The sequence below is a fragment of the Trinickia terrae genome (assembly GCF_005144415.1).
GTDB lineage: Bacteria > Pseudomonadota > Gammaproteobacteria > Burkholderiales > Burkholderiaceae > Trinickia_A > Trinickia_A terrae.
Genome location: NZ_SWJE01000010.1, coordinates 237,989 through 252,877, shown reverse-complemented (window position 1 = coordinate 252,877; position 14,889 = coordinate 237,989). Strand labels below are relative to the sequence as shown.

The following is a 14,889-nucleotide window of genomic DNA, read 5'->3' as shown; positions in this document are numbered from 1 at the left end:
TAAGCGAGCGGGCGGCTCAAACGACCCTGTCCGCCTTGAGTCTTGAAATCTCTTCGGCCGAGATACCCAACTCACCCAACACCACCCCCGTATCCGCCCCCAGCACCGGCGGCGCGGTCCGCACTGGCAGACGCTCCCCATCGAACCGATAAGGCGGCGCGAGCACATCCACATGTCCCGCAACCGGATGCGCCTGCTTCGTCACCAGCCCCATCGACGTCGCACGTCCGGACGTCAACGCCTCGTGCAGCCCGAGCACTTCGCCGCATGGAATCCCGGCGGCGCCAATCGCCGCGAGCAGCTCCGCACGCTTCCTCCGCGCAAGCTCCCCGCGAATCTCCGGCAGCAGCACCTCACGATTCGACGAGCGCCCGAGGTTAGTCTTGAACCGCTCGTCAGCAGCCAGATCCGGCCGCCCGATCGCCTCGCAAAACCGCACGAACTGCGGGTTGTTTCCAACCGTGATGACGATCGGCCCATCGGCCGCATCGAACACGCCATACGGCACGATCGACGGATGCGCGTTGCCGTAGCGCGGCGGATCGTGCTCCAGCAGCAGCGCTTCGAGCCCGTAGTACGCGGTGATCATGAGGCCGCAGTCGAACAGCGCCATCTCGATGCGCCGTCCGCGGCCCGTCGTGGTGCGCTCGTAGAGCGCCGCGAGAACCGCCTGGGCCGAGTACATGCCGGTGAAGAGATCCACGGCCGCGACGCCGAACTTGAGCGGCGGCTGGTCCGCCTCGCCGTTGAGCGCCATCAGGCCCGCCTCGCCCTGCACGACGAGGTCGTAGCCGGGCCGTGCGGCCTCGGGGCCCGTGCGGTCGTAGCCGGAGATCGCGCAGTAGACGAGCTTCGGATTGATCGCGGCGAGCACGTCGTAGCCGAGTCCGAGCTTCTCCGCGCCGCCGAGCTTGAAGTTGTGGACGACGACGTCGGATTCCTTCACGAGCTCGCGCGCGATGCGCTGCCCTTCGCCGGTCTGCAAGTCGAGGCAGATCGAGCGCTTGTTGCGGTTCACGCTGTTGAAGTAGGTCGTCTCGGTCTGGCCGACCCGCAAGCCCCAGTCGCGTGTATCGTCGCCGCGGCCCGGATGCTCGACCTTGATGACGTCCGCGCCGAAGTCGCCGAGCACCATCGCGCACCACGGTCCCGCGAGCACGCGCGAGAAATCGAGCACGCGGATGCCGGCGAGCGGCAGCGCGGGCTTGTTGTCGTTATTCAGCATCGATGTCTCCTGTCGACCAGAGTTGGCGCTTTAGCGCTTACTCTGGTCCCATGCAAAGTTCCCTTCACATGCTCATTGCTTCGAAAGCGCGATATAGCGCGCGAGATGATGATCCTCGTCGCCGAGCTGGTGGTCGATCATCACGAGGCGCTTGGCGTAGTGAGCGAGCGGCAGCTCCCAGGTCATGCCGATGCCGCCGTGCAGTTGCACCGCCTCGGTCGCCACCAACGCGCCGACGCGGCCGATCGTGTACTTCGCCGCCGACACCGCGCGCCCGCGCGTCAAGCGCGGGGCGTCGAGCGCGGCGGCGGCGTTGATCACCGCCGAACGCGCTTGCTCGATCTCGAGCGCGACGTCGGCCATCCGATGCTGCAGCGCCTGGAAGCTGCCGATCGGCACGCCGAACTGCTTGCGCGTGCGCAGGTATTCGAGCGTGTCGCGCTGGGCGATCTCCATCGCGCCCGTCGCTTCGGCGCACAGCGCCAGCACGCCTGCGCCGAGCGCCGCTTCGAGCGTCGCAAAGCCCCTGCCTTCCGCGCCGAGGAGCGCGTCGGCGCCAATCTGCGTGTCCGTGAACGCGAGCTCCGCGCCGCGTCCACCGTCGACGAGCGGATAGCCGCGCAGCGTCAGGCCCTTCGCCTCGCGCGGGACGATGAAGAGCGAGATCCCGGCTTCGTCGTCGATGCCGCCGCTCGTGCGCGCCGAGACGACGAAGAAGTCGGCGTGCTCGCCGTGCGGCACGACCGCCTTCGCGCCCGAAAGCACCCAGCCGTCGCCGGCGCGCGCCGCGCGCGTGACGACGCGCGACGGCTCGTAGTGCGTGCCCGGTTCGCCGTGCGCGAATGCGGCCACGGCGCTGCCATCGACCAGCTGGGCGAGCCGCGCCTTTTGCGCATCGCTGCCCGCGAGCGAGATCGCGCGTCCGGCCATCAGCGCGCCGAGAAACGGCTCGACGACGAGCCCGCGTCCGAGGCATTCGAACACCACGGAGATGTCGAATGCTGCGCCGCCGAAGCCGCCGTCGGCTTCGGCAAAGAGCGCGCCGACGGCGCCCAGCTCGGCAAAGCGCCGCCACAGCTCGGGGCTGAAGCCCGTCTCCGAACGCGACAGCGCATCGCGCGTCTCGAACCCGTACTCGGCAGCGATGAAGCGGTCGAGCGTATCCGCCAGCATGCGGCGGTCTTCGGTGTGCTGGAAGTTCATGATGTGTTGCTCCCCCTCACAGTCCGAGGATCATCTTGGCGATGATGTTCTTCTGGATTTCGTTGGAGCCGCCGAAGATCGACAGCTTGAGGTTGTTGAAGTAGCTCGACGCGGCGCTCGCGGCCTCATGAGGGCCGATGGGCTCGCCGGTGTAATCGGCGTCGAGCGCGTCTTCGACGAACGGCTGCGCGTAGGGGCCCATTGCGCGGCGCGTGAGCGAGGCGATCTCCTGGCGGATCTCGGTGCCGCGGATCTTCAGCATCGAGCTTTGCGCGCCCGGCACGCCGCCGCCTGCGGCCGCCGCGATCGTGCGCAGGTTGGTGGTCTTCATGTTCTCGAGATCGATCTGCACGCGCGCGAGACGCGCCGCGAACAGAGGATCGTCCGCGAGCGGCCTGCCGTTCTTCGTCTGCGACGCGGCGATGCGCTGCAGGCGCTCGAATGCCGCCACCGAGAAACCCACGCCCGCGATGTTGGTGCGCTCGTAGGTGAGCAGGTACTTCGCGTAGGTCCAGCCCTTGTTCTCTTCGCCGACGAGGTTTTCCGCAGGCACGCGCACGTCGGTGAAGAACACCTCGTTGACTTCGTGCTCGCCGTCGAGCGTGATGATGGGGCGCACTTCGACGCCGGGCGTTTTCATGTCGATCAGGAGGAAGCTGATGCCTTCCTGCTTCCTCACGTCGGTGGCGGTGCGCACGAGGCAGAAGATCATGTTCGCGTAGTGGCCGAGCGTGGTCCACGTCTTCTGGCCGTTGACGATGTAGTGCTCGCCTTCGCTGTCGATGCCGCGCACGGCGCTCGTGCGGACCGACGCGAGATCCGAGCCTGCGCCCGGTTCCGAGTAGCCCTGGCACCACCAGTCCGAGCCGTCGAGGATGCGCGGCAGCCAGCGGCGTTTTTGCGTTTCGCTGCCGTATTTGATGAGCACGGGCCCAAGCATGTTCACGCCGAACGGCACGATGCGCGGCGCGCCGGCGAGTGCGCATTCGTTGTCGAAGATGAACTTCTGCGGCGCGCTCCAGCCCGGGCCGCCGTACTCGGCCGGCCAGTGGCTCGCGAGCCAGCCGCGCTCGTTGAGAATCGCGTGCCATTGCGCCATGTCGTCGCGCGTGAGGTGTTTGCCGTTCTTGCCCTTGCTCGCGATGCGCTCGGGCAGCTTGTCGTGCAGGAAGCGCAGCACCTCGGTGCGAAACGCTTCTTCTTCGGGAGTGAAATTCAGATCCATGGGGTCACCTTTTATCAGCCCGCTGCTTGATCGAGGCTCGCGAAATCCGCGCCGCGCTCCGCCAGCCCGACGATGAGCGGCGACGGCTTCCAGAACAGCGGGTCTTCCTGCTCGAACGCGCGCAGGTCGGCGAGCACGGCGGCGAGCCCCACCGTGTCCGCGTATTTCATCGGGCCGCCGCGATAGCGCGGAAAGCCGTAGCCGTAGATCAGCGTCATGTCGACGTCGAGCGGGCGCAGCGCGATCCCCTCGCGCACGATGTTCGCGCCTTCGTTGATGACGGCGGCCATCAGCCGGCGCACGATTTCTTCGTCGGTGTAGCTGCGCGGGGTGATGCCGACGCGCCGCCGCTCGGCATCGATGATCGCTTCGACTTCGGGATCGGGCGTGCCCGTGCGCGCGCCTTCGGGGTACAGGTAGAAGCCGCGTCCGGTCTTCTGGCCGAACCAGCCGTGTTCGCAGAGACGGTCGGCGATCTCGACATAGCGCGCTTTCGGATCGCGCGTGGGCGCGCGGCGCTTGCGCGCGGCCCAGCCGATGTCGCCGCCCGCGAGGTCGACGACTTGATACGGGCCCATCGGATAGCCGAAGTTGCGGATCGCGGCGTCGATCTGGTAGGGCGAGGCGCCGTCTTCCATCAGGTAGTCGGCCGCGGTCCGGTAGACGGCGAGGATGCGGTTGCCGATGAAGCCGTCGCAGACGCCCGCGCGCACCGGCACCTTGCGCAGCTTCTTGGCGAGCTCGAACGCGGTGGCGACGACGTCGGCGCTCACCTTCGCCGGCACCACGATTTCCAGCAGCTTCATGATGTTGGCCGGCGAGAAGAAGTGCAGGCCGATCACGTCGGCTGGGCGCGAGGTGCGGGCGGCGATTTCGTCGATGTCGAGGTAGGAGGTGTTGGTCGCGAGCACGGCGCCCCGCTTGCAGACGCGGTCGAGCTCGGCGAACACGGCTTTCTTGACCGCCATGTCTTCGAACACCGCTTCGATCACGAGGTCGACGCCGGCGAGGGCTTCATACGACGTGCTGCCGTTGAAACGGGTCATCACGGCGGCCTTGGCGTCGGCGCTCATGCGGCCTTTGGCGATAAGCCCGTCGTAGACGCGCTCGACATGCGCGCGGCCGCGCGCGAGCGCTTCATCGTCGCGCTCGATCATCGTGACGGGCAGGCCCGCGTCGAGCGCGGCAACCGCGATGCCGGCACCCATCGTGCCGCCGCCGACCACGCCGGCGCGCGCGATCTCGCGCGGCTTCGCATCGCGCGTCTCGGGCGCCTTGGCGACTTCGCGCTCGGCGAAGAACGCATGGATGAGGCCCGCTCGCTGCGGGCTGTCGATGCATTGCAGGAACAGCTTGCGCTCGAGCGCGAGGCCCTGGTCGAACGGCAGGTCGAGCGCCGCTTCGGCGGCTTCGACGATCTTCATCGGCGAGAACAGGCCGCGCGACTTGCGTTCGGTGTCCTTGCGGGCGGCGTCGATGGCGGCGCGGGCTGCATCGCGGTCGGCGAGCGCCGTGGCCGCGCGCGTCGGGCGCACGCCGGCGTGCGAGGCGAGCAGCGCCTGCGTGTAGGCGAGTCCTTCGGCGAGGATGTCGTCGCTTTGCGCGAGACGGTCGACGAGGCCGAGCTGGTGCGCTTCCGCGCCGCCGGCGTGGCGTCCCGACAGCATCAGCTCGAGCGCCGCGGCCGCGCCGATCAGGCGCGGCGCGCGCTGCGTGCCGCCCGCGCCGGGCATCAGGCCCAACTGCACTTCGGGCAGCCCGAGCTTCGCGCTTGCGACGGCGAGCCGGTAGTGTGCGCCGAGCGCGATCTCGAGACCGCCGCCGAGCGCCGCGCCGTGAATCGCGGCGACCACGGGCTTGCGGCACGCCTCGATGCGGTTGCAGACCTCGGGCAGCGACGGCGGCAGCGGCGGCTTGCCGAATTCGCGGATGTCGGCGCCCGCGATGAAGTTGCGCCCCGCGCCGACGAGCAGCACGGCGGCGACGTTCGCGTCGGCATCGGCGGCTTCGATCGCGGCGAGGAGCCCGCGCCGCACCTCGACGCCGAGCGCGTTGACGGGCGGATTGTCGATCGTGACGAGCAGGATCTTGCCGTGCATCGTGCGCGTGATGACCGGGGCGGAGGTGTCGGGGGAGAGGGGCGTCTCAGGCATGGTGTTGTCTCCGATCGTGGCTTTGGAGACGATTGTCGAGTGGCTAGGCACGATTGACAATCCAGGATCGGATTGACAGACTGTCAAATCAATTTTGACAACTGCGCGCCCAATGGACCTGAACTCCCTGTCCTTGCTCGTCGAGATCCTGGATGCCGGCAACCTCAGCGAGGCGGCGCGGCGTCTGAAGATGACGCGGGCGAATGTGAGCTACCACCTGAACCAGTTCGAGCGCTCGCTGGGCCTGCAGCTCGTGCGGCGCACGACGCGGCGTGTCGAGCCGACCGAGGCCGGCCTGCGCCTCTACGAGCACGGCCGCGCGATCCGCAACGAGCTGCTGGCCGCGCAGGAATCGGTCGCGACGCTGGGGTCGACGTTGCAGGGACGCGTGCGCCTTAGCGTGCCGAGCGGCTATGGGCAGCTCGTCATGTCGAGCTGGCTCATCGAGTTCAAGCGGCAGCATCCGGGGATCGTGCTCGACATCATGTTCGAGAACCGCGTCGAAGATCTGATGCGCGATGAAGTCGATATCGCCGTGCGTGTGATGTCCGAGCCGCCGCAGAACCTCGTCGCGCGGGACATGGGGCCGGTGCGCTATGTCGCGTGCGCGTCGCCGGCCTTCGCGGCCGAGCGCGGCATGCCCGTCGAGCTCGACGACTTGCGCACCGCGCCGGTGATCACGGCGGCGGTCGTGGGGCGGCAATTGCGCGTGGCGGCTTATCTTGGCGACGAGCGTCATGAGGTACTGCTCGAGCCGACGCTGATCTCGGAGAACTTCCTGTTTTTGCGGCAGGCGATTCTCGCCGGGCTCGGCGTCGGAATCGTGCCGGATTATGTCGTCGCGGATGTCTTGCGCAGCGGCGATGTCGTGACCGCGCTCGATGCGTGGCGCCTGAGCATCTTCGGCACGCGGATGTACATGCTCTACATGTCCAACCGCCACCATACGCGGGCGGCGAGCGCGTTTATCGAGTTCATGCTGGCCGAGGCGCGCGGGCAAGGCCGGGCTTAAGCGTTGACGGTTTTCGCACCGTTACCGGCGATGGCGCCCACCGGCAGCACGCAGCGGCCGTGTGCTTCGTCGATGCCGATGGCTACGTAAACAGAGCGTGATTTCGATGGACCTGAAGATATTGCGGGGCGCCTCAGCGTTCCGAGGCGTTCGCTACGTTGTCGTCTCTCCCGATCAACGGCTGCAGCGCCGGCGCCAGCGACTTGAGCAGCTGCACCGCCAGCGCGCTCGTATAGTCGTAGCGCGCCGCATACGGTTCGTGCACGTAGGCCGTCAGCGTGCCGAAGAAATGCTGGCCGATCTCGAACACGAACGTCGCCGTGCGGTTGACCTTGCGCGATTCGATCAGCCGGTGGCCTGGCGCGAACACTTCGAAGCGCTGGTCGCCGGTGCCGGTCTTGCCGTACACGTCGAGCGTCTTGCCGTTGGCGAGCGGCATGCCGCCCGCGAGGCGCCTCGCCGTGCCGCCCAGCACGACGTCGCGCAGCAAGCCTTGCACGACCGTGACGATCTCGGGCGGCAGCACGGCGTTGTCCGTATCGCTCGCGTGCGCGAAGTGCGTTTCGTAGGGAGTGCCGGTCGCGAAGTCGAGCGAGCTGATGCTTTCGGTCGGCTGCATCTTGCCGCCGCTCTCGATGATGCCGATCAGCTTCGCGAGCGCCGCCGGCCGGTCGCCCGACGCGCCGATCGCCGCGGCGAACGACGGCGTCAGCGATTCGAACGGATAGCCGAGCGCGCGCCACGACTGGCCGATCCGCTCGTAAGCCTGCAGCTCGACCATGTGCCGGATGCGGCGGTCCTGCGTCGCGTGGTAGCGCGTCTTGTAGAGCCACTTGTAGGTATAGAAGCGCACGTCGCGGCTCGCGTCCTGCAGTTGCTTCTCGGTCGCCTGCGGATGCGCGCGCAGATAGTTGACGGTCCACAGCTCGAGCGGATGCACGCGCGCGATATAGCCGCGGTCGTTGATGTTGAACTTGTCGATGCCGTATTTCTCGTAGAGGCGCGCGAGATCGTAGATGTCGAGCGAGGCATCGGGCGTGCCCTTGAGCGCCGCGCGCATCTCCGCGCTGAACCAGGTGAGCGAGGCATCGGGCGCGACGCTGCGCAGCACGGTCGCCACCTTCGCCGGCGACTTGTGCACGTGCGCGAGCAGCGTGGCGAGCGCGTCGTCGGGCGTCTTGCCGGCGTAGCGCGTGTAGAAGCGGTGCAGATAGACCTTGCTTTCCTTGTCGACGAATTGCGCGAGATAAGCCTCGCGCACCGACGGATCGGCGTACCAGCTCGCCGACGGCCCCGCGGCCTGGATCATCTCGTAGTGGACGATGTCGCGCATCAGCCGCACGAACACGAGGTTCACCGAATGCTGGAACGCGCGGTGCACGGTCAGGATCTGGCTGTTGTCCGAGGCCTCGAAGTTCGTGAACGTCTGCGCGCCGCCGCCCGTGTAGAAGAGTTCGCCCGCGCTCGCCGAGTACTTGCGCTCGATCGCCGCGTCGAGCATCGCCGGGAGTGAACGGTCCGGCGTGTGCTGCAGATAATCGATCGCCCAGCGCGTGAGCCCGTCGAGCGGGTCGGGCTGGACCTGTTTCAGCTCGGCGTTGCTCATCGGCGCATAGCGCGCATGTATCTCGGTCACGATCTGCAGATACGTGATGATCGTGCGCAGCTTGGCCGTCGAACCGAGGTTCAGGCGCGCGCCCTGGTTGATGTCGAACGGCTCGTTGACACTGTCGGTCTGCACGCGCATCAGGTTCTCTCCGTCGCGCCGCTCGAACAGCGTGAAGCTGAAGGTGATCTTCGACGGGTCGTCGCCGGGGCGCAGCATCTCGAAGCCGTAGAGGCCCGCGGCTTGCGCGCCGTCCTTGGTCGCGGCGAGCGCGAGCCGTGCGCTGACGGCCTGCTGCACGGCGTTGTCGAGCGTCGCTTGCGCGGTCAGGTCGAGGCGGTCGAGATCGTAGAGATTCCTCACCCCGAGCGTGCTCATCAGATGCGCGCGCAACGACGTGACGGCCTTGCGCTCGATGAACGACGCGGGGGGCGGCAGCGTCGTCCTGCGCCTCAACTCCAGGTGCGCGGCGAGCGCCGCGTCGCGCAGCGGCGCGGAGATCACGCCGTTGGCCGCGAGCACGCGCAGGTAGCTGTCGGTCAGGTGTTCGAGCGCGGGGCTGTCAGGGTGCAGGAAGTACGAGGGCGCGCGTTGCGCGACGAGCAGCGACAGCACTTGCTTGAAGGCCAGCGCTTGTTCTGCGAGCGCGCCCGGCGCGACCGGGCCGTTGCCGGTCTCGGCGTCGCTGTCGGCGAGCAGCCGGTTGATCTCGTCGAAGTCGCGTCCGTACCAGGTGGCGAGGCCGTCGCCGAGCCCCTCGATTTCGCCGATGCCGGGCTGCGCGGCGAGCGGCACGGTGTTCAGGTAGTGCACGACGATCTTTTTGCGCGCGGGCAGCGTCTCGGCGCCGCCCATATAGGCCAGCACCGACGCCGACGCGATCTGTCGCAGCTTCTCCGGCGGCGTCCCGGTGCGCCCGCCCGGCGAGTGGCGGAACTTCTCGATCTGCGTGGCGAGCGTGCTGCCGCCCGGTGTCGCCTGATGGCGGTCGACGAGCCGCATCGCCTGGTCCATCAGCGCGCGCGAGAAGCGTCCCCAGTCGATCGCGGGGTTGCGGTAGGGCGCGCCGGGGTCGAGCAGGTAGCGGTCTTCGATGAAGGTCAGCGCGTCGACGATCAGCGGCGGGACCTGCTCGAAGCTGTCGTAGGTGCGCGTCGGGTAGCGCGCGCTGTAGAGCGGCGCGCCCGCCGCGTCGAAGAGCTCGAGGCCGGCGCGGTCCTTTTCTTCGTAGGGGAGATAGAGTCCGCGCTCGGCGAGCGAGAGCATCGTCTTCGAATCGCGCACCTGGCCGGTGACCACGAAGCCGCGTGCGCGCAGGCGCGTTTCGAAGCCGGGCAGCGCCGTGTAGCCGAGACGCACGTCATAGGGGCCGCTGACGGGGTAGCGGATGCGGTCGCTCGGGCCGCGCTCGACGCTATAGGTGAGGTTGCGGGCGAGGCCGGAGAGATAGCGCGACTGCAGCCGCGAGGTTTCGATCTCGATGTCGATGAAATGCGCCGCGATGCCGATGAGGACGGCCGCGAGGAGCAGCAGGATCCACTTCACACGCCGGCCGAGCGGCATCGTGGCGATGGCGCGGAACGGCAATCGAGCGAGAGGACGGTTCATGGCGGCGATCCCCGGCAAGCCACGGTGCCGGTCTTGTTGCGGCAGCAGCGAGGCGCGGGGGTGTCGGCAACCGGTTGTCCGCGAGCAGAAGCCGGAGCCAGGACCCTCGCGCGCCGCGAAATCTGGCGCGCCCAGCACACTTGTCTTAGTTTAATCATGCCGGGTCGCGCTTGCAGCAGATGTGGGCTGGCGCACGCAGAAAAGAGGAGACAGCGGCTCCAAAACCCGCGCCGGGCGGCAATGTTGGCCGTCATCCGAATGACGCGACGGGCGCCGGCCGGTAATGTTTGCCGTGGCGCGAGCGCGACACCTGCTGCGGCATATTTCGCGCGATAGCTGTCAGAACTATCAGTTGTTGCCTTCTCCCACGGTGGGTGAAATGTCACGTTACGGTCGCAGATGGAACAGCGGCTCGTACGCATATCAATCGGATGTTTGCCACTGAAAACGGGGAGAGCCGCAATGGAGCTGAAAGCCCAGACCTTCGCGCGCAGTCGTCAATCCGGCTGGACTGACGAACTGCTCGCCGACGCATTTGCGGGCGAGGCGGCGTGCGACGCCGCCGAGGACGCCCTCACGCACAGCGGCGCCTATCCGCTCGAACAGATGCAGCAGGCGCTCGGCGCCTATGACCGCGCCGCGCTCGCGGTGCTGCGCCGCCATCGCGAGCTGCGCGTCGAGCCGTTGCCCGTGGTGGGCCCGCGAGCAACGGCCGCCGATACGCTGCTGTCGCTCTATATCAATGCCAACGGGCGTTTGCATATCCGCCCGGCCAGCCAGCCGAAGATCGATTGCGAGGGCGGCGCCTGGATCGACCTCGGCCAGGTCGTCGCGAGCGCGCCGGTGATGGCGGAGATCGACGGCGTGCATGCCGCGTGGCGGCGCAGCGAGGCGGAGTACTTCGCGCAGGTGCGCGCTGCGATGGACCGCCTCCGCCGCGAGGGCGGTCTGCCGCGCGCGGTCGAGCAGGTGATCGGCCAGCTCGACTACGTCGAATCGCTCTCCTTCTATGTGGGGGATCGCCATGTGACGCTCGTCGACGACGCGGGCCGGCCCACGCTGCTCTATGCGTTGCGCGAGAAACCCTACGAGCGCTGGTCCGACGATGACGTGCTGATCGTCGCGGCGCTCCATGTGCTCATGCGCTCGGGGCGAGCCGCGTGCTTCGACGAGTTCAACGGCGCATTGCTGACCGCGCGCGACCTGATCTCCCGCATCGACCATTGCTCGCATTCCGATGCCGCCCACGCATCGGGCGTGCACTACGCTTTTGAAAGCCTCGACTTGTTCGAGCGCGTCGCGAAGCTGCGTGAACTCAAGCGCCTCTGATTCCGCGCATTCCCATCTTCCCATCCTCGGCCGGCGGCGGCGCTGCAGCGTCCCGCCGCCGCTTGCCAGCATCCTGACGGCGCTGCCTTCGGTAAAGTAGGACCTGTCGCAACGTTTGCGATTCATCCTCAACCGGAGGCACATCATGATTCAGCACGCGCTGTTTGCACGTTTCGAAGCGAAGCCGGGCAAGGAGGCCGAGGTGGCCGCGTTTCTTCAGAAGGGACTCGAGATGGCGAACCAGGAAAGCACCACGCCGATCTGGTTTGCTCTGAAGATTTCCGATCACGTGTTCGGCGTGTTCGATGCGTTCCATAGCGAGGCGGACCGTCAGGCACACCTCGACGGCCCGATCGCCAAGGCGCTGATGGCCAACGCCGAGACGCTGTTCGTGGCGCCGCCTGCGATCGCGCGGATCGAGGTGCTCGGGATGAAGAACACATGAGCATCCGCATCGTCCAGCTCGGCTCTCCCCGCGCGGCCGGTGAGGGCACGCGCATCGGCACCGTGCGTCGGCCGCCGCGCGGCGTGCCCAAGACCGAATTCGCGAGCCGCGACTACTACGACGTCTGGCTGCCGATCCTTTCGCCGAGCGCGGAGCTGATGGCGCAAGGCAAGGCGGCCGACAGCGCCGCAGCCTGGGAGGCGTTCGCGCGCAAGTTCCGCGCGGAGATGGACGGCGGCGACGCGAGCAAGGTGCTCGACGTGCTCGCGGCGCTGTCGCAAGGGGCGCATTTCTCGATCGGCTGCTATTGCGAAGACGAGAGCCGCTGCCATCGCGGAATCTTGCGGCAGTTGCTCGCCCAGCGGGGTGCGTCGATCGAGTGAGCGCCCGCCAGGACGGCCGATGGCCGAGTTAGCGGCTTTCGCACACCGCCTGCAGATCGGCGGCGACCGCGTCGAGGATTTCCTTCGACTGCGCCTCGTCGCCGACGGCGCGCGCCATCACCATCGCGCCGACGAGCTCCGCCATCAGCGCAATCGCCGCGCGGCGGTTTTCGGCGCCTGGCTCGCCGGGCAGCATCTGCTCGATCGAGGTGAACGTCGACGCGATGCCCCCGGCAAAGCTCTTGCGGATCTCGGGACCCTGGCGCGCTGCGTCGCTCGCGAGCGACGCGAGCATGCAGCCTTTGCCGGGGCTGTCACGGTGGCGCTCGGACAAATACTGGCCGACGAAGGTCGCCAGCGCGTTGCCGGGCTGGTTCTCCCTGATGCGGCTCCAGGCCTGTGCCGTGCTCGCCATGGCCGCTTCGCTGGCTTTGGCGGCGAGGTCTTCCTTCGACGCGAAGTGCCGATAGAACCCGCCATGCGTCATGCCGGCGCCGTTCATGATGTCGGCGACGCCGACGCCGTCGAAGCCTTTCTCGCGAAACATCTGGCTCGCGACTTCGAGGATGCGTTCGCGGTTCTCCAGAAACTGTTCCCGGCTGACTTTCATCGTGGTGCTCCCTGATGTCGACTTTTTAGATTGTACAAAACATCAATAATCGATTAGATTTTCGTCGTCATCTATCATACGAGCCAACCATGAATACTTCCAACCCCGTTGCCGCCACGCTCGACGAGCTCGACGGGCTCGCGCAGTTGCGCCACATGATGGCGCTGGGGAAAAGGCCGGGCATCGCGGTGTCGCTCGACTTCGATCTCGTCGAAGCCGACGCCGGCCGTGCCGTCTTCGCGGGCAAGCCCGGCGAGCACGCGTACAACCCGCTCGGCACGATTCACGGCGGCTACGCGGCGACGCTGCTCGATTCGGCTTGTGGTTGCGCCGTGCATGCGTCGCTGTCGGCGGCGCAGTCGTATACGACGCTCGAATTGAAGATCGCCTATCACAAGGCGATGACGCGCGACACGGGCGTGGTGAGGGCCGAAGGGCGGGTGATGTCGATCGGGCGGCGCGCGGCCTTTGCCGAGGCCAGACTGGTCGGCGAGGATGGGACGCTGTATGCGTCGGCGACGTCGACGCTGATGGTGTTCGAGCGGCAGTAAAAGGACCGGCGAGAATTAGGCGCAAATCGCGCCGCCTGATTCGGGCTATCGGCTGCTGCGAGTCTTCAACGCCTCATCCGCAAAACGCGCTGTCCGATAGCAGCGTCAGCAGCGCCGCAGGCGCGAGGTAGCCCGCGAAGCACAACGCCGCGAGCGCGGCTCCGAGCACGGCCACGGTGCTTGTGATCAGCGCCCGCTGCCTCGCCGCGGATGCGGCGTCTCGCATGCCGCTCATGCCGGCTGCGCCAGAGGCTGCGCAGCGCGCGCGACGCACGTATCGTCGATCGGCAGATGCAGCAGGCCCGCCACGATGCCTAGCGCGATCGCGCCGTACCAGAGCAGGTCGTAGGCATGGGTCGCGTCGTACACGATGCCGCCGAGCCAGACGCCCAGAAAGCTGCCCAGCTGATGCCCGAAGAACACGAAGCCGAACAGCGTCGCGATGAAGCGCACGCCGAACACCTGCGACACGATTCCGTTCGTCAGCGGCACCGTGCCGAGCCAGATCAGGCCCATCAGGAACGAGAACGCGTAGACGCTCGCGGGCGTGAGCGGCGCGAGAAAGAACGCCGCCATCGCCGCGGAGCGAAGAAAGTAGATCGCCGAGAGCACGTATTTGCGGCGCATGAAGTCGCCGAGCCAGCCGCACAGGTAGGTGCCGAACACGTTCGCGAACGCGATCAGCGCGAGCGCGGCGCTCGCGTGCTTCGCGCTCAAGCCTTTGTCGAGCAGATAGGCGGGCATATGTGCAGCGATGAACGCGAGCTGGAAGCCGCACGCGAAGAAGCCAAAGTTGAGCAGCCAGAAACCGCGGTGCGAGAACGCCTCGCGGAGCGCGGCGCCGATCGATTGCGTGTGCGTGTCGTTCTGCGCGCGGCTTGCAGGACAGTCGCGCAGCCACGCCGAGAGCGGCGCGAGCATGACCATCATGGCGGCCAGCACGACGAGCGTCGAGATCCAGCCGATGCCGCCCATCAGGCTCTGCACGAACGGCACCATGCAGAACTGGCCGAGGCCGCCGATCGCGCCGGCCACGCCGAGCGCCCAGCTGCGCCGCTCGGCGGGAAAGAGGCGGCTCAGCGCGCCATAGACGGCGCCGAACGCGCAGCCGGAGAGCGCGACGCCCACCAGCACGCCGGTGCCGAGCATATAGACGCCCGTCGTGCTCGCGTAGGCCATCGTGACGAGGCCGAGCTCGTAGACGAGCAGGCCCGCGAGGACCACCCGGGCCGAGCCGAAGCGGTCGGCGATCATGCCGGTGAAGGGCTGGGCGATGCCCCAGAGCAGGTTCTGCAACGCGAGCGCGAGGCCGAAGGTTTCGCGCGACCAGCCGTGATCGAGCGTCACCGGCGTGAGAAAGAGCCCCTGCACGTGCCGCACGCCCAAGGCCGCGCCCATCACCACGCCGCCTGCGATGACCGGCGGCCAGCGATTGCGCCAGGTGTCCTGTTGTTCGGGGTGTGCGCTCATGATGTCTCCACGGCGGGTTGAAGGGCCATTAAAGACCGCCGCAAGACGTGCTTCAAACGCTACTTTGGA

The 14,889-nt window shown here is 67.5% G+C and carries 13 protein-coding genes; 5 read left to right on the top strand and 8 right to left on the bottom strand.

Annotated features, from left to right (window positions below):
• Window positions 1-16: 16 nt before the first annotated feature.
• The 4 genes from FAZ69_RS19585 to FAZ69_RS19570 all read right to left on the bottom strand — a co-directional run bounded on the left by FAZ69_RS19585 (window position 17) and on the right by FAZ69_RS19570 (window position 5,806).
• On the bottom strand, window positions 17-1,225 hold the full coding sequence (locus tag FAZ69_RS19585) for a CaiB/BaiF CoA transferase family protein (protein ID WP_136896736.1): 1,209 nt from the start codon (window positions 1,223-1,225) through the stop codon (window positions 17-19).
• Between the two features lie 72 nt (window positions 1,226-1,297).
• Window positions 1,298-2,428, bottom strand: coding sequence for an acyl-CoA dehydrogenase family protein (locus FAZ69_RS19580; RefSeq protein WP_136896735.1), 1,131 nt, complete (start codon window positions 2,426-2,428; stop codon window positions 1,298-1,300).
• 16 nt (window positions 2,429-2,444) lie between these two features.
• Complete coding sequence (locus tag FAZ69_RS19575) at window positions 2,445-3,653, bottom strand: acyl-CoA dehydrogenase family protein (protein ID WP_136896734.1); 1,209 nt, start codon at window positions 3,651-3,653, stop codon at window positions 2,445-2,447.
• Window positions 3,654-3,667: 14 nt separating this feature from the next.
• Window positions 3,668-5,806 (bottom strand): 3-hydroxyacyl-CoA dehydrogenase NAD-binding domain-containing protein, encoded by a 2,139-nt coding sequence (locus tag FAZ69_RS19570; RefSeq protein ID WP_136896733.1) that lies wholly within the window; start codon window positions 5,804-5,806, stop codon window positions 3,668-3,670.
• Between the two features lie 112 nt (window positions 5,807-5,918).
• Here FAZ69_RS19570 and FAZ69_RS19565 point away from each other — a divergent pair, with 112 nt between their 5' ends.
• A complete protein-coding gene (locus FAZ69_RS19565) occupies window positions 5,919-6,818 on the top strand; it encodes a LysR family transcriptional regulator (protein WP_136896732.1) in 900 nt (299 codons plus the stop codon).
• A gap of 133 nt (window positions 6,819-6,951) precedes the next feature.
• Here FAZ69_RS19565 and FAZ69_RS19560 read toward each other — a convergent pair whose 3' ends face one another.
• Window positions 6,952-10,032 (bottom strand): transglycosylase domain-containing protein, encoded by a 3,081-nt coding sequence (locus tag FAZ69_RS19560; RefSeq protein ID WP_136896731.1) that lies wholly within the window; start codon window positions 10,030-10,032, stop codon window positions 6,952-6,954.
• Window positions 10,033-10,494: 462 nt separating this feature from the next.
• Between FAZ69_RS19560 and FAZ69_RS19555 the strand changes: the two genes are divergently transcribed.
• The 3 genes from FAZ69_RS19555 (at window position 10,495) to FAZ69_RS19545 (ending at window position 12,189) form a co-directional block, all read left to right on the top strand.
• Window positions 10,495-11,361, top strand: coding sequence for a hypothetical protein (locus FAZ69_RS19555; protein ID WP_136896730.1), 867 nt, complete (start codon window positions 10,495-10,497; stop codon window positions 11,359-11,361).
• A 145-nt stretch (window positions 11,362-11,506) separates the two neighbouring features.
• Window positions 11,507-11,806 carry a putative quinol monooxygenase gene (locus FAZ69_RS19550; RefSeq protein WP_136896729.1) on the top strand — a complete coding sequence of 100 codons (300 nt, stop codon included), beginning with the start codon at window positions 11,507-11,509 and terminating at the stop codon, window positions 11,804-11,806.
• On the top strand, window positions 11,803-12,189 hold the full coding sequence (locus tag FAZ69_RS19545) for a DUF488 domain-containing protein (RefSeq protein ID WP_136896728.1): 387 nt from the start codon (window positions 11,803-11,805) through the stop codon (window positions 12,187-12,189). The genes FAZ69_RS19550 and FAZ69_RS19545 overlap by 4 nt, the downstream gene beginning before the upstream one ends.
• A gap of 28 nt (window positions 12,190-12,217) precedes the next feature.
• Here FAZ69_RS19545 and FAZ69_RS19540 read toward each other — a convergent pair whose 3' ends face one another.
• Window positions 12,218-12,799, bottom strand: a complete 582-nt coding sequence (locus FAZ69_RS19540; RefSeq protein ID WP_136896727.1) for a TetR/AcrR family transcriptional regulator — start codon at window positions 12,797-12,799, stop codon at window positions 12,218-12,220.
• A gap of 89 nt (window positions 12,800-12,888) precedes the next feature.
• On the opposite strand from FAZ69_RS19540, the gene FAZ69_RS19535 reads away from it, so the two are divergent.
• Entirely contained in the window at window positions 12,889-13,350 is a 462-nt protein-coding gene (locus FAZ69_RS19535) for a PaaI family thioesterase (protein WP_136896726.1), read from the top strand.
• Between the two features lie 73 nt (window positions 13,351-13,423).
• Here the strand turns inward: FAZ69_RS19535 and FAZ69_RS33320 are convergent, their stop codons facing one another.
• Both FAZ69_RS33320 and FAZ69_RS19530 read right to left on the bottom strand, forming a co-directional pair.
• Window positions 13,424-13,585, bottom strand: a complete 162-nt coding sequence (locus FAZ69_RS33320; protein ID WP_169708702.1) for a hypothetical protein — start codon at window positions 13,583-13,585, stop codon at window positions 13,424-13,426.
• The gene (locus tag FAZ69_RS19530) at window positions 13,582-14,820 is read right to left on the bottom strand and encodes an MFS transporter (RefSeq protein WP_240702340.1); all 1,239 of its coding nucleotides are present in this window, start codon (window positions 14,818-14,820) and stop codon (window positions 13,582-13,584) included. The genes FAZ69_RS33320 and FAZ69_RS19530 overlap by 4 nt, the downstream gene beginning before the upstream one ends.
• Window positions 14,821-14,889: the final 69 nt, after the last annotated feature.

Bases quoted from the DNA above. Each gene is read 5' to 3' on its own strand.
- FAZ69_RS19580 (WP_136896735.1), bottom strand. From the start codon at position 2,428: ATGAACTTCCAGCACACCGAAGACCGCCGCATGCTGGCGGATACGCTC.
- FAZ69_RS33320 (WP_169708702.1), bottom strand. From the start codon at position 13,585: ATGAGCGGCATGCGAGACGCCGCATCCGCGGCGAGGCAGCGGGCGCTG.
- FAZ69_RS19545 (WP_136896728.1), top strand. From the start codon at position 11,803: ATGAGCATCCGCATCGTCCAGCTCGGCTCTCCCCGCGCGGCCGGTGAG.
- FAZ69_RS19550 (WP_136896729.1), top strand. From the start codon at position 11,507: ATGATTCAGCACGCGCTGTTTGCACGTTTCGAAGCGAAGCCGGGCAAG.
- FAZ69_RS19555 (WP_136896730.1), top strand. From the start codon at position 10,495: ATGGAGCTGAAAGCCCAGACCTTCGCGCGCAGTCGTCAATCCGGCTGG.
- FAZ69_RS19560 (WP_136896731.1), bottom strand. From the start codon at position 10,032: ATGAACCGTCCTCTCGCTCGATTGCCGTTCCGCGCCATCGCCACGATG.
- FAZ69_RS19530 (WP_240702340.1), bottom strand. From the start codon at position 14,820: ATGAGCGCACACCCCGAACAACAGGACACCTGGCGCAATCGCTGGCCG.
- FAZ69_RS19540 (WP_136896727.1), bottom strand. From the start codon at position 12,799: ATGAAAGTCAGCCGGGAACAGTTTCTGGAGAACCGCGAACGCATCCTC.
- FAZ69_RS19570 (WP_136896733.1), bottom strand. From the start codon at position 5,806: ATGCCTGAGACGCCCCTCTCCCCCGACACCTCCGCCCCGGTCATCACG.
- FAZ69_RS19535 (WP_136896726.1), top strand. From the start codon at position 12,889: ATGAATACTTCCAACCCCGTTGCCGCCACGCTCGACGAGCTCGACGGG.
- FAZ69_RS19585 (WP_136896736.1), bottom strand. From the start codon at position 1,225: ATGCTGAATAACGACAACAAGCCCGCGCTGCCGCTCGCCGGCATCCGC.
- FAZ69_RS19565 (WP_136896732.1), top strand. From the start codon at position 5,919: ATGGACCTGAACTCCCTGTCCTTGCTCGTCGAGATCCTGGATGCCGGC.
- FAZ69_RS19575 (WP_136896734.1), bottom strand. From the start codon at position 3,653: ATGGATCTGAATTTCACTCCCGAAGAAGAAGCGTTTCGCACCGAGGTG.